The sequence below is a fragment of the Streptomyces sp. NPDC051133 genome (assembly GCF_040682635.1).
Classification (GTDB): domain Bacteria; phylum Actinomycetota; class Actinomycetes; order Streptomycetales; family Streptomycetaceae; genus Streptomyces.
Genome location: NZ_JBFBBK010000003.1, coordinates 347,813 through 360,394 on the forward strand (window position 1 = coordinate 347,813; position 12,582 = coordinate 360,394).

Annotated in this window: 14 protein-coding genes and 1 pseudogene; 6 read left to right on the forward strand and 9 right to left on the reverse strand. The window is 74.2% G+C overall.

Translation table 11 applies throughout. The annotated features are described in order from the left end of the window. Nucleotides 1–55 precede the first annotated feature (55 nt). A complete protein-coding gene (locus AB0N17_RS06065; protein ID WP_366009916.1) occupies nucleotides 56–469 on the forward strand; it encodes a DUF2267 domain-containing protein in 414 nt (137 codons plus the stop codon). 205 nt (nucleotides 470–674) lie between these two features. Further along, the gene (locus AB0N17_RS06070) at nucleotides 675–1,043 is read left to right on the forward strand and encodes an ANTAR domain-containing protein (RefSeq protein WP_366009917.1); all 369 of its coding nucleotides are present in this window, start codon (nucleotides 675–677) and stop codon (nucleotides 1,041–1,043) included. 13 nt (nucleotides 1,044–1,056) lie between these two features. On the opposite strand, the gene AB0N17_RS06075 is transcribed toward AB0N17_RS06070, so the two are convergent. Next, nucleotides 1,057–1,212 (reverse strand): hypothetical protein, encoded by a 156-nt coding sequence (locus tag AB0N17_RS06075; protein WP_366009918.1) that lies wholly within the window; start codon nucleotides 1,210–1,212, stop codon nucleotides 1,057–1,059. Between the two features lie 199 nt (nucleotides 1,213–1,411). On the opposite strand from AB0N17_RS06075, the gene AB0N17_RS06080 reads away from it, so the two are divergent. Both AB0N17_RS06080 and AB0N17_RS06085 read left to right on the forward strand, forming a co-directional pair. Next, a complete protein-coding gene (locus tag AB0N17_RS06080; RefSeq protein WP_366009919.1) occupies nucleotides 1,412–2,584 on the forward strand; it encodes an AI-2E family transporter in 1,173 nt (390 codons plus the stop codon). A 188-nt stretch (nucleotides 2,585–2,772) separates the two neighbouring features. Beyond that, nucleotides 2,773–3,909, forward strand: a complete 1,137-nt coding sequence (locus AB0N17_RS06085; protein WP_366009937.1) for an aromatic acid exporter family protein — start codon at nucleotides 2,773–2,775, stop codon at nucleotides 3,907–3,909. On the opposite strand, the gene AB0N17_RS06090 is transcribed toward AB0N17_RS06085, so the two are convergent. The 3 genes from AB0N17_RS06090 to AB0N17_RS06100 all read right to left on the reverse strand — a co-directional run bounded on the left by AB0N17_RS06090 (nucleotide 3,885) and on the right by AB0N17_RS06100 (nucleotide 5,424). Further along, nucleotides 3,885–4,448 carry a molybdenum cofactor biosysynthesis protein gene (locus AB0N17_RS06090; protein ID WP_366009920.1) on the reverse strand — a complete coding sequence of 188 codons (564 nt, stop codon included), beginning with the start codon at nucleotides 4,446–4,448 and terminating at the stop codon, nucleotides 3,885–3,887. The genes AB0N17_RS06085 and AB0N17_RS06090 overlap by 25 nt on opposite strands. A 140-nt stretch (nucleotides 4,449–4,588) precedes the next feature. Further along, the gene (locus AB0N17_RS06095; RefSeq protein WP_366009921.1) at nucleotides 4,589–4,903 is read right to left on the reverse strand and encodes a hypothetical protein; all 315 of its coding nucleotides are present in this window, start codon (nucleotides 4,901–4,903) and stop codon (nucleotides 4,589–4,591) included. Between the two features lie 44 nt (nucleotides 4,904–4,947). Beyond that, nucleotides 4,948–5,424, reverse strand: coding sequence for a PP2C family protein-serine/threonine phosphatase (locus tag AB0N17_RS06100; protein ID WP_366009938.1), 477 nt, complete (start codon nucleotides 5,422–5,424; stop codon nucleotides 4,948–4,950). Here AB0N17_RS06100 and AB0N17_RS06105 point away from each other — a divergent pair. Then, nucleotides 5,308–5,949, forward strand: a complete 642-nt coding sequence (locus AB0N17_RS06105; RefSeq protein ID WP_366009922.1) for an MFS transporter — start codon at nucleotides 5,308–5,310, stop codon at nucleotides 5,947–5,949. The genes AB0N17_RS06100 and AB0N17_RS06105 overlap by 117 nt on opposite strands. A gap of 47 nt (nucleotides 5,950–5,996) precedes the next feature. Next, on the forward strand, nucleotides 5,997–6,890 hold the full coding sequence (locus AB0N17_RS06110; protein ID WP_366009923.1) for a 5'/3'-nucleotidase SurE: 894 nt from the start codon (nucleotides 5,997–5,999) through the stop codon (nucleotides 6,888–6,890). Between the two features lie 7 nt (nucleotides 6,891–6,897). On the opposite strand, the gene AB0N17_RS06115 is transcribed toward AB0N17_RS06110, so the two are convergent. The 5 genes and pseudogenes from AB0N17_RS06115 to AB0N17_RS06135 all read right to left on the reverse strand — a co-directional run. Beyond that, nucleotides 6,898–7,743, reverse strand: a complete 846-nt coding sequence (locus AB0N17_RS06115) for a lysozyme (protein WP_366009924.1) — start codon at nucleotides 7,741–7,743, stop codon at nucleotides 6,898–6,900. A gap of 143 nt (nucleotides 7,744–7,886) precedes the next feature. Further along, nucleotides 7,887–9,743, reverse strand: coding sequence for a M1 family aminopeptidase (locus AB0N17_RS06120; RefSeq protein ID WP_366009925.1), 1,857 nt, complete (start codon nucleotides 9,741–9,743; stop codon nucleotides 7,887–7,889). Between the two features lie 585 nt (nucleotides 9,744–10,328). After that, nucleotides 10,329–10,982, reverse strand: a complete 654-nt coding sequence (locus AB0N17_RS06125; protein ID WP_366009926.1) for a 1,4-alpha-glucan branching protein — start codon at nucleotides 10,980–10,982, stop codon at nucleotides 10,329–10,331. Nucleotides 10,983–11,022: 40 nt separating this feature from the next. Then, nucleotides 11,023–11,694, reverse strand: coding sequence for a spherulation-specific family 4 protein (locus tag AB0N17_RS06130; protein WP_366009927.1), 672 nt, complete (start codon nucleotides 11,692–11,694; stop codon nucleotides 11,023–11,025). Then, nucleotides 11,691–12,491 (reverse strand): annotated as a pseudogene (locus tag AB0N17_RS06135) (NAD(P)-dependent oxidoreductase); the annotation flags it as partial. The pseudogene AB0N17_RS06135 and the gene AB0N17_RS06130, both read right to left, overlap by 4 nt. Between the last annotated feature and the right edge of the window lie 91 nt (nucleotides 12,492–12,582).

Sequence of the window (12,582 nt, forward strand, 5' to 3'; positions counted from 1 at the left end):
CTCCGGCGAGGCACGCACCGCACCCTCAGGACTTCGTGAGGAAGGGGCCGGCCTCATGCGGCACGACGAGATGATCGGAAAGGTGCAGACGCTCGCCCAGCTCCCCGACCGGGGCTCGGCCGAGCGGGCCGCGCACGCGGTCGTGAGCACGCTGTCGGAACGGCTGCCGTCGGGCCTGGCCCGGCATGTGGCCGCTCAGCTGCCGCCGGACATGGCGGAGGCGATGCGGGAGGTGGCCGACGCGTCCCCGGGGACGGACGCCGGGCACGCGGGCGAGCGGTTCGGGCTGACCGCCTTCGCCGGACGCATCGCCGCGCGGGCGGGCACCGACGAGGAGACGGCCCTGCGGGAGGCCGCCGCCGTGCTGGAGGTCCTCGACGCCGCGCTCGCCCCGGAGCTGACCGAACGGGTGGCCGGTGCGCTGCCCACGGACATCCGCGATCTGATGCCGGTGGGCCGGGCGGACTAGAACGGCACCGCGGAAGAGCCGGGTGGACCCCCGTGGCCGGGAGGACGCGCCCGGCAGGGCCGTCGGCCGGTGTGACCGTGGGGGGCGCGGTGTGACCGGGGGAGCGCGGTGTGACCGCGGGCGCGTCGCCGTTTCCATGCGTGTGCAAGCGCTCACCCTGGGCAGGAGTACGGCGGATGCCCCCACTCCGGAAAAGGTGCTCGCCATGGCCTTCTTCGCGCTCTCCCAGCACCGGCCGCTGGCTCTGCTCTCCGTCACCGACCTGGCCACGGAGCACGAACGGCTGCAGGCCGAGAACCGGCAACTGCACCGCGCCCTGACCTCGCACGCGGTGATCGACCAGGCCATCGGGGCCGTGGTCGTCCTCGGCCGGGTCCCTCCGGAGGAGGCGTGGCGGACCCTGCGGGACGTCTCGCAGCACACCAACACCAAGCTGCGCGCGGTCGCCGAGCACATCCTGGACTACGCCCAGGGCGGCACGCTGCCCGACGCGGAGCGCAGGGAACTCGGCAGGGCCCTAGCCCACCACCGCCGCTGTGCCGCGCGTGACGCGGCACCGGACACAGGCCGGTGACGGCGGCCGCCCGTCAGTGACGGCGGGCCCTGAGGCGCAGGCGTCGGCGGGGGCGTGCGTGGCGTGACGTCGACGTCCCGGACCTGAGGACCCAGCGGTCCTCGACCTGGTCGAGACCGAACAGCAGGGCGGTGAGAACGGGGAGCAGCAGTACGGCGACGATGATCATTCGGAGGGTCCACCTCCCGGTCCGGCGACACCTCGCGAGTGCCCTCGCCCCTGCCTGCCACCCTCCGACGGGTGTGAAGGTCCTGTGACCACGCCTGCCTACCCGCGCGGACGCGCTGTGCGGGCCCCTCCCCCGCGTTCCGCTTACGGTCGAGGTGTGACCGGCCGTGAGCGGTGGTGACGGAGAGGGAGCGACAGCGGTGGTGGGCGATGCGCGTCGGCGGGCGGCCGGGCCGGGTGGTGAACCCCGGGCGGGGAGGGTGCTGGGCAGCCGTCCGGCGTACTCCGTGCGGCTCGCGGTCTCGCCACGCCCCGAACCCCAGGCGCCGGTGGCCGAGCGTACGGTGCCGTGGCTGCGGGTCGCGGCCGCCTACTCCTGGCGGCTCATCCTCGTCGGCGTCGTCGTCTACGGCGTCTTCAGCGTGCTGGGCAGCTTCCAGCTCATCGCCGTCGCCGTGTTCCTGGCGCTCGTCGTCACGTCGGTGCTGCGGCCGCTCACCGACCTCCTCGACCGGATCCTGCCACGCCCCCTGGCCGTCGCCGTCGCGCTGGTGGGCAGCCTGCTGCTCCTGATGGCCCTGCTCGCGCTGGTGGGCAACGCGGTGGCGGGCGAATCGCCCCGGCTCGCGGGCGAGTTCCGCGGCGGCATCCACCGGATCGAGGAGTGGCTCCAGCGGCCGCCGTTCCGGCTGAGCCCCGGCAAGCTCACCGCGCTCGAACGTCAGGTCACGGACTACATCGCCGCGCACCGCTCGACTCTGCTCAGCAGCGCGGTCTCCGGGCTGAGCCGGGTGGTCGAGCTGATCACGGGCGGCGCGCTCGCGCTGTTCACCTCGGTCTTCTTCATCCACTCCGGCGAGCGCCTGTGGAGCTGGATGCGGGACCAGCTGCTGCCGATCGGCGCCCGCCCGGCCTGGGACCGGGCGGGGCACGCGGCCTGGCGGGCGTTCGCCGGGTACACGCGGGGCATCATCATCGTGGCCGCGACCAACGCCGTGCTGGTCGGGGTGGCCCTGCTCGTGCTGCGCGTGCCCCTGGCCCTGCCGCTGACCCTGCTGGAGTTCTTCGCGGCGTTCGTCCCCCTGGTGGGGTCACCGGTCGCGCTCGCGGTCGCCACGATCGTCGCGCTCGCCGGGCGCGGACCGCTCACGGCGGCGGCGGTCCTGGCGCTGATCGTCGTGATCGGCCAGCTGGAGGGGCATGTGCTGCACCCCCTGGTGATGAGCTGGGCGGTGCGGCTGCATCCGCTCGTGGTCGCGGTGTCCGTCATCGCGGGGAGCATCGTCGCGGGGGTGATCGGCGCGATCGTCGCCGTCCCGCTGGTCTCGGTCGTCTGGGCGGTGCTGCGGGCCCTGCGGGCGGTGCCGCCCTGACGGGCCGGCACGGCATGATCCGGCCATGGGACCAGTTCTGCCGCGACCCTCCTCCGGCCGGGCGCTCCCGCCGTGCGCGAGCCGCTTCCGCCGTGCACGAGCCGCTTCCGCCGGATCCTCGCGGGTCGCGCGCCGGGACGAGGGCATGGGGTGCCGTCCTCGGTGGCACCCGGTGGCCCGTGCATCGGTTGCGAGTGACATGGCAGGGGTTGTGGCGTGATCTGGCGGCCGCGGCGCACGGCGTGCGCCGTGCCTGTGCGGGGCCCGGACGCGAGCGGGACCAGGCCGTCCAGGCCGCGAAGGCGGCGCTGGCCGCATGGCTGGCCTGGGCGGTCTCGGGCTGGTGGCTGCACGCCCCGGTGGCCTTCGTCGCGCCGTGGGTGGCGGTGGTGCTGGTGGAGTCCACCGTGTACCGGTCGATCGCGCACGGCCTGCAGCAGTTGGGGGCGATCGCGGCCGGCACGGTGGTGGCCACCGCCGTCGGGCTGCTGCTGCCCGGCACGGTGGTCGCGATGGCGGTGGTGCTCCCGGTCGCGATTCTGCTCGGCCGGTGGCGGCGGCTGGGCAGCCAGGGCGTCTACGCCGCCACCGGCGCCCTGTTCGTGCTGACCAACGGCTCCGTCGGCATCACCACCTCCGCCGCCCGCCTCGCCGAGGCACTGTTCGGAGCGGTGGTCGGCATCGCCGTCAACGCGCTGCTCCGGCCCCCGCTGTACCTGCGCGACACCCGGGCCGTGCTGCGGGACGCGACCGAGGAGGCCCACGACGTCCTGCGGGACGTGGCGGAAGGGCTGGCCGCGGGGCGCTGGGACGCGGAGGAGTCCGGCGCCTGGCACGAGCGCGCGCTGCGGCTGCGGCGGCTCGTCGAAGAGGCCCGCTCCACCGTCGAGTGGAGCCGGGAGAGCCTGCGTGCCAACCTGCGCCGCCGCACCGGTGCCGTGCCGCTGCCCGGGAAGGGGTACGACGACGCGGTCGTGGTGCTGGAGTACGCGGCCGTCCACACCACGGGCGTGACCCGTACGGTGCTGGAGGTCACCGCGGAGGACCGCTCCGCATCCCGGCCGCATCCGGAACTCGCCCGCCGCTACGCCGAGTTCCTCCGCCGGACCGCCCGCGCGCTGCGGCTGTACAGCCACAGCCGGTTCGGTGACGCGTGCGACGATGAGCTGCGCGCGGCCGTGGCGGACCTGCGCGCGACGCTGGACGACCTGCGCCGGAACCTGGTCCGCTCCACGACGGACGACCCCGACGAGGTCGCCACCTACGGCGCGCTGCTCGCCCAGGCCCACCGGCTGGCCGATCAGCTGGCCGTCTCGGGCAGCTGACCCCGGTCCGGCCGGCCCCCCGGACGAGCGGCGGGCCGGGCAGCGGCCGGTTCCCGTACGCCGAACTCGGCCGGTCCCACGGTGAGGACGCCGTCGGTCAGCGGGCGGCAGCGGACTCCGCCGCCGCCGCGCAGCGCGCGCTGGGCGCCCGGGCCGACGGTGGTGTCCATCCAGGCGCAGGGCCGGGCCGCGCTGCGGACCGCCAGTTCCACGGGGCCGCTGCCGCAGTCGAGGAAGACCGTCGCTCCGATGTAGGCGTCGATGTCGACCCCGCGCAGCAGGACGTTGCGGCGGGTGTGGCGCAGGTCGGCCTCGTGCGGTCCCGGGTGCGGAAGCCGTTCGGCCGCCATGAGGGTGAGGGACGCGTTGCGGTGGGCGGGGTGGTTGAAGTACCGGTCGCCGACGATGCCCAGGCCCGCCCGCACCTCGGCCGTCGTCACCAGCTCGTCCGGAGGCAGCTCGGGCATGCCGTCGCCCGGCCGGCCCGCGAGCCGGTGGACCGGGGAGATCAGCAGCTGAAGGATGTCGACGCGCGGCACCCCTCGAGCCTAACCGGCGCCGCGAATCCGCTCGCCGCCGACGGCGGCCCACTCCTCGTGCCCCGCACCGCCGACGGCTCACTCCTCGTGCCCGTCACCGCCGGGCGGCTCACTCCTCGGCCCCGCCCCGCAGGAGCGGCTCAGGACGCCGGCCTCGGCGAGGATCCCGGACCACCGCCCCTGAGCGTGAGCCGTCCGCTCGCCCGGGCCGCGAGAAGCCCCGCCACCATGACGACCAGGCTCAGGCCGGGCCCGGAGGACCAGTCGACGTGGGTCAGCTGCCCCGCCGCGAGCAGCCGGTCGCACTGGGCGTAGACCTGCGGGTGCGGCACCGACCAGAACGGCGCGACGGTGCGGCCGGCCTCCGTCTTCACGTCGTAAGGGCCGGCCTCGCCCAGCTTGTCGATGATGCCGAGGGCCAGGGAGGAGGAGGTGGTCAGCCGAGCATCAGCCATAGGCCGACCGTTCCGCGCGCCGGACGCGGACCGGGCAGGGGTGCTCAGCGGGCGGGCTTCCACTCGAACATGACGATCGTGGCGTCGTCGCGCAGGCGGCTCTCCTCGGAGTCCAGGAGCGAGTCGATCAGGCGCCTGAGCGTCTCGGGCGCGATCTCGCCGGTGGCGCTGGCCCGGATGACGTAGTCGGCGAACCGTTCCAGGCCGAGCAACCGCCCGTCGGCCATCCGCGCCTCGGTGACCCCGTCGGAGTAGAGCAGCACCCGGTCCCCGGGCTGGAGCCGCGTCTCGTGCACCCGGCGGTCCCGCGCGGAGAGCAGGGACCGCAGCCCCATGGGCGGATCCGCCTCGCGGGTCAGCGCGTCGACGATCAGCCGCTGGTCGCGGATCAACAGGGGAGCCGGATGGCCGCAGTTGCTCCACTGCAGGACGCCGGTGGCGAAGTCCAGCTGGGCGATGATCCCGGTGCAGAACTGGTCCGGCAGCCATCGGGTGAGCGCCTCGTCGACGCCGTCAACCAGCTGGGCTACTTCTCCGTCGTCGGTTACCAGCTCTACATCCTCGAGGACCACATCTCGCTGCCCAAGGGCCTGCGGGCGGCGCAGGCCATGGCCGTGCTCACCCCGGTGCCGATGGCGGCGATGGCCGTGTCCACGCTGGTCGGCGGTGTGCTGTCGGACCGCTGGAACCGGCGCAAGGTGTTCGTCGGGGTGTCGGCCGCGCTCGCCGGTGCCGTCATGGTGGTCCCGGTGGTCGCGCCGACCTGGCCCGGCATGCTCGTCTTCTCCGCGCTCAACGGGCTGGCGTTCGGCTCCTTCATGGCCGTGGACACCGCCGTCGTGACCCTGGTGCTCCCCCGCGCCGAGGACGCGGCCCGCGACCTGGGCATGCTCGACATCGCCAACGCCGGCCCGCAGATCGTCGCGCCGTTCGTCGCCTCGGCCGTGGTGACCGCGCTCGGGGGCTACACCCCGCTGTTCCTGTTCGGCGGTGCCCTGTCGCTGCTCGGCGCGCTCGCCATCCTGCCGATCCGCGGGGTGCGCTGACCCGCCGCCGGCCCGTGCCTCCCTTCCGCCCCTCCCAAGGAGTTCCCTTGCCTCGCAGACCCCTGCGCCCGCCGGCCGCCCTGCTGCTCTGCGCCGGTGCCCTCGGCGGCACGGCCTCGGCCGCCCCGCTCAGCCCCGCGCCGCCCCGGCCGCTGCGCATCCTGCTGACCGACGACGACGGCTACGACGCGCCCGGCATCCGCATGCTGTCCGACCGGCTCACCGCGGCCGGCCACGACGTGACGCTCGTCGCCCCGCTCACCGACCAGAGCGGGGCCGGGACCAGGATCTGGGACGCTCCCACGATCGGCGTACGGCATCCGCGGCCGAAGGTGTGGGCGGTCGCCGGTTCCCCGTCGGACGCGGTGGACTTCGGTCTCTCCGCCGTGTTCGGCGACCACGCCCCGGACCTGGTGGTCTCGGGGACGAACTTCGGTCCCGACCTGGCGGCCATGGCCACCCATTCGGGCACGGTGGGGGCCGCGGTGACGGCCGTCGAGCACGGCGTGCCCGCGATCGCCGTCAGCACGGGCGGACTCGAACCTCCGGTGTGCGACCGGATCCTGAACGCCATGCGCCCGACCGACGACTTCGTGGTCGAGCTCCTCGACCGGCTGCGGGACGGGGCCCGCGGCGGACGCCTGCTCCCGGGCCTGAACGTCGACCATCCGGTGCTGGGCGCGGACGGCTCGGGCACCGCGCGCGGCGCCGATCTCACCACACAGGATCCGCGCCCCGCGCTCACGTCCGCCTACGCCGACGCCGGTGACGGCACGTGGCGGGTCACCGTCGGCATCGCGGACCGCCCCGCCCGGCCGGGCAGCGATGTCGCCGCCGTGCGGGCCGGGCGCGTCTCCGTGTCCCCGATCACCCCCGGCTGGAATCCGGCGGCGGGCGACCGGGCCCGTGCGGCGGCGCTGTTGGCGGGGCTGCGCCCCTGACGCGGGGTCAGCCGGTGGCCATGTCCCGCAGCTGGCTCGCGGAGCCGTTGAAGCGGTCGTGGTCGCCGACCGTCTTGCCGGCGGAGGTGTACTGCCACATGGTGTACACCGACCAGCCCGCCGGCAGGTCGCCGGCCGACGAGGCGTAACGGGCGATCCACAGCGGATTGGTGCTGCCGAAACCGCCGTAGTTCCCGGTGCACTCGGTCCACCAGCTGGTCGCGGTGTAGATGACCGCCTGGCGGCCGGTGCGGGTCTTGTACCGGACCAGGAAGTCCCGGATCCAGCTGACCATGTCGCTCTTGGACTTGCCGTAGCAGGAGTCGCCGTACGGGTTCCACTCGATGTCCAGGGCGCCGGGCAGGGTCTTGGAGTCCTTGGACCAGCCGCCACCGTGGTCCACGAAGTAGTCGGCCTGGGTGGCGCCGCCGGTGGTGTCGGGGGTCGCGAAGTGGTACGAGCCCCGGATCATGCCGACGTCGTAGGAGCCGTTGTACTGCTGGGAGAAGGAGGGGTTGGTGTAGTACGTCCCTTCGGACGCCTTCGTGTAGGCCCACTTGTTGCCGGCGCTCCACAGCGTCGGCCAGTCGACGTTCCCCTGGTAGCTGGCGACGTCCACGCCCTCGGTCTGGCTCGTGCGCGGGTCGTTGGGCGAGGCGGGGCTGTCGTCGGCGCCGTCGTGGGCGAGGACGCCCATGCCCATGTAGGCGCTGCCCCGTTCGGGGCCGTTCGACGGCGACGCGAGGGCGGCCGGAGGGGCGGGCAGGGAGAGGAGGAGGCCGGTCAGGGCGCCTGTGACGGCCAGGCGCGCGCGGCTGCGATGAAGGTATATGGATGGCTGCACGCAATCCATCCGACCCGGGGTCGGGTCGTCCCGCACTCCGGGTTGGGCCCAACGAAGGTGTCACCGGCCGGGATTGTGGTCCATGTGGGTGGCTCCGGGCCGGATCCGGCCGGGGAGGCGCCTTCGAGGCCCCTTCCCGGCCGGCCACCGGGTCAGCCGTCGATGCGGTGCTGGGTCCAGAAGGAGGTGAGATCCGTGCTCGTGGCGGCCTGGGCGGCGGCCTTGAACTCGGCCGTCGTCGACACGCCGTACCAGTGCGCGGTCGCGTAGTCCTTCATCAGCTTGGCCATGGCGGTGTCGCCGAGCACGCGCCGCAGGTCGTGCAGGGCGCACTTGCCGTAGCCGTAGACCACGGTGGAGTAGCGGGAGGAGTGCGCGTCCCAGTACGCCATCGAGTTGGTGATCTTCTCGGCGCTGGAGGCCCAGGAGACGCCGCTCCAGCAGCTGCTGCCGGTCTTGCCGAGGGCGAGGTCGGTGGAGTAGTCGGCGAAGGCCTCGTCCAGCCAGGGGCTGTTGTACTCGTCGTCACCGACGATGCCGTACCACCACTGGTGGCCGATCTCGTGGGTGAGGGCGGTGGTGCTGACCAGGTCCAGGACGAACCCGGGGTACTCCATGCCGCCGAACCAGTAGTTGTTGTCGATGACGGCGTCCAGCTCGCCGTAGGGGTAGGCGCCGAAGCGGCCCGCGTGGGCGTCCACGGCGGACTTGGCCGTGCTCAGCATGGACTGGGCGCTGGAGGAGCTGATGCCCGAGACGGAGTAGATGTTCACGGCGACACCGGCGGCGGAGGTGCCGGAGATCTTGCTGAAGGGCCCGGCGGCCCAGGCGAAGTCCCGCACCTTGGCGGCGGTGGCCGTGGTGATCGTACGGCCGCTGGAGCCGGGGGTGTCGGTGGAGGTGCCGGTGGCCGGGACCAGCAGGGTGCTGGGGTGGTCGAGGGTCACGGCGAAGTCGGCGGCGAGGGAGTAGAACGACTCGCCGTTGTCGGTGTACGGGTCCAGGTGCCAGCCGCTGCCGTCGCGGACCGCGAGGACGGGCAGGGCGTTGCCGATGAAACTGAAGGCGCCGTCGTGGCCGAACCGGTCGGCGCCGCTGGGCACGGTGATGCCGAGGTCGAAGCCGATGGTGGCGCTCTGGCCCTGGGCGAGCGGGGCGGGCAGGTCGATCTTCAGTGCGGTGCAGGCCACGGAGAGGGCGCCCGCGGTGCCGCCGGTGACGCCCGTGACCCGGATGGGCGGGGCGTCGCAGGTGCCGTGGTAGTTGTCCCACAGCCTGAGGTAGACCTCGCTGAGCGCGGTGGGCGAGGCGTTGGTGAAGGTCGCGCTCTCGTGCCCGGTCCAGACGGTGCCGCTCGTGTCACTGCTCAGGTTCACGGTGTACGAGGGCGCGGCCGGGGTGCGGGTGGAGTCGGCCGGCGGCGGGGTGGTGCCGCCGGAGGTGTTCAGCGCGACGTCGTCGAGGACGAAGCTCGTCCGGAGGCTGGAGTCCTCCGTTCCGGTGAAGGACAGGGTGACGGTCTGTCCGGCGAACGACGAGACGTCGATCGACTTCTGCACGTAGCCGGTGTTCTTGTCGAGGTTCGAGTAGGTGGCCAGCGTCGTGCTGCCCAGCTTGGCCGTCAGCTTGTCGTAGGCGGTGGAGGTGGTGGTCTCGGTGGTGTCGATGTGCAGCCAGAAGGTGAGGGTGGCGGTGCTGCAGTCGGCCGGGACGCTGACGCTCTGGCTGAGGCTGTCGGTGTGGGTGCTGCCGACTCCGTCCAGCCAGGCGTAGGAGCTGCCGCCGTGCGCGGTCTGCCCCGTGCGGCTGGTGATGACGGTGGAGGAGGACGCGGTCCAGGGTGACGTCCCGCTCTCGAAACCGCCGTTGCCGACCACCTGGGCCGGTGTGCAGGCGGCCGGGGCCGTGTCCGGCCGGGCGGCGGCGGGGGTGCCGGGGAGGACGAGGGCGGCCACCGCGGCGACGGTGAGCGCACCGGCGCCGAGGGCCTTGTGGGGGGTCGATCTCACACGCTGCTCCTTCTACGGCGGCCGGGGTTCCGGCCTGCTCGATGACCGCGCCGGCCGGGTGGACCGGGGCGGCCGCGGACGGTGCTTGCGCGATCGCTGTGCAGAGGAGTCCGTCGCGCCCTCCTGGGGTCAGGGCGGCGACTGCCGAAAGAGTGACAGATTTGACCAGTCCATGCCAGAGACGGGGCGAAGTGGGCATGCCTCGACCGGTATCGCCGCCGCCGGCCCACTGGTCGGACCGTGAACGGGCGGCGGGGACGCGGGGCCGGCCGGGGATCGGGCGGCCGCGACGCGGCATCAGGCGGTGGGCGCGCGACCGGGACGCGGGGTCAGCCGGGCGCCGGGCGGCCGGGGCGCGAGGTCAGGCGGTGTCCAGACTGCCAGAACACGAGGTCACCCAGGCGCCGGACGCCCGGAACACGAGGTCAGCCGGAGGCCGGGCGGCCGGGGCGCGAGGTCATGCGGTGGCCGGGCGCGGCCGGGACGCGAGGTCACCCAGGCGCCGGACGCCCGGAACACGAGGTCAGCCGGTGGACCGGACGACCGGAACGCGACAGCCGGGCGCCGGGCGGCCGGGGCGCGGGGTCAGGCGGTGTGCAGTGTCATGAGCACCGCCCGCAGACGGGTGCCGTCAGGGCCCTGCCAGCCGGTGGCGAGATGGCCGAGGGCCTCCTGGGGCGGCAGCGGCGGGTTCTCGGCGACGGGGCGCGGGACACGATGGATCCGCAGGACCGTGCCGTGCGGTGCGGGCAGCCGCGTGCCCTCCTCGTCGTCGGCCGGCTCGGGCAGCGACCCGCCGGGGACGAGGGGGCCGCCGGTCCACGAGCGGGTCACCTCGCGGTCGGGGGTGTCGGTGACGCTCTGGGCCATCGCCTGTGCCCTGCCGTCGATCAGCGACAGCAACGCGGCGACCAGCACCGGGTCGTGACAGCCGTCGTAGGCCCAGCGCTTGCCCAGCACACCGTGCTCCATCGTGCCGATGAGGGCGTGCTCGGCCCCCTCCAGCGGCGCCCCGCGATAGGTGAGGGGAGCCAGGTAGGCCGTGCGCTCCGGACTCGAGACGTCGGTGGCCACCATGAACTCGATACCGACCTCGCCCTCGGGGTCGTCCAGCCGGAAGCCGCCGGACTTCTCCAGCACCGGCGCGGCACCGCCGGCGTACCACGGGCGGGTCGGCAGCCAGTCGGTGAGCAGTTCGAGCTTGGTGGGCCTGAGGGTCGTGTGGTGGATGACGGCCATGCCGGGCGGTGCCTCCCTGGTGCGCGGATGCGGACTTCACTCAGCCTTCCACACCCTGCCCGAGGCTCAGCGCCGGACTCAACTGCGACCAGGGGTTGGGCGGTTCGCCCGTCACCGGCCCGCACACCGCGGCACCGCGCTCGTGCGCGGTGCGCACCGCGAGCGGGACGAGGGCCTCCGGGACGCCGTGGACGAGGTGGCAGAACCGGCCGGGCGGGTGGCGGGCCGTCCAGGACGGCCGGGTGAACGCCGAGACGTACGTCGACCACGGACCCTCGAAGGTGACGGTGAGGTCGGCGAGGCGGACGTAGCCCGGCGCCGGGTGGACGCCCGGATTGAGGACGACGGTGGCCGCGCCGAGCCGCCGCAGGTCCCGGACCAGACGGCGGCAGGCGGGCAGTCCGGCCGAGGTGGCGGTGACCCGGTCGAGGAAACAGCCGTCGACGGCGTACCACTCCTGGTGCCGGCACGCCTCCTCGGTGATCACGGCGCGGTCCCGGACGCCGTAGTCGGAGTCGACGTATCCGAGCAGCCGGGCACCTGCGGCGCGCAGGGCCCGGGCGGCCGCCGCGAAGGCGGGATCGGGTGCGGTGCCCGGGCCGCTCGCCGGGTTGATGATCACCGCGTGGGTGCGGGCCGCCGCGGTGATCAGCCGGTGCCAGGCGCCGGGGTCCTCGGCGGGGTGGACGTACAGCGGGATCAGCAGGCTCACGGCAGATTCTCCGCGGGGGCGGCCCACAGCGCGTCCAGGGCGTCGTCGAGGGTGTGGGCGGGCCGCCAGCCGAGGGCGCGGTCGGCCGCGGTGATGTCGGAGCACTGCCAGGACACCTGGCCGGAGCGGGCGGAGCCGCCCGCGCCCTCCTCCAACGTGCCCCGGAATCCCGCGCGTCGCGCCAGTCCGTGCACCACCTCGCGCACGGGTACGGCCGTCCCGCCGCCGATGTTGAGCACCGGCGGCAGCGGTCGGGGGGCGACGACCGCCCGGGCGACCGCCCGGGCGACGTCGCGTACGTCGACGAAGTCACGGTGGGCGGTCAGGTCCCCGAGCCGCAGCACCGCCTCGGGGCCCCGGCCGGCCGAGCGGAGCAGGGAGACCAGCCGGCCGGGCAGGCTCGCCACGGGTGCGCCGGGTCCCACCGGGTTGCCGACCCGGAGCACGACGCCGTCCAGGGCGGAGGTGGTGACGGCGACCGTGCCCGCGAGCTTGGTCGCGCCGTAGAGGGTGACCGGGCGGGCGGGTGCCGACTCGGTCACCGGGGCGCCGGGGACTCCCGGCCCGTACTCGGCGGCCGAGCCGAGGTGCACGAGCCGGGCGGTGGGCGCCCCCTCGCGCAGCGCCGCGCACAGGGCGGCCGGGCCGCGGGCGTTGACCTCGGAGAGGGTCACCGGGTCGCCGCCGGTGGCGCCCGCGCAGTTGACCACGGCGTCGGGGGCCGCCGCCGCCAGGGTCTTCGCGAGCCGCTCGGGCCGGTCGGCGGCGAGGTCGACGACGGCATCGGCGCGGCCGGCCGCAACCGGTGGGACGGCGTCCTACCCGTCCAGACACTCCTCGTCGAATGGCCGGACGGCCAGGACTCTCCGACGGACTACTGGATATCGA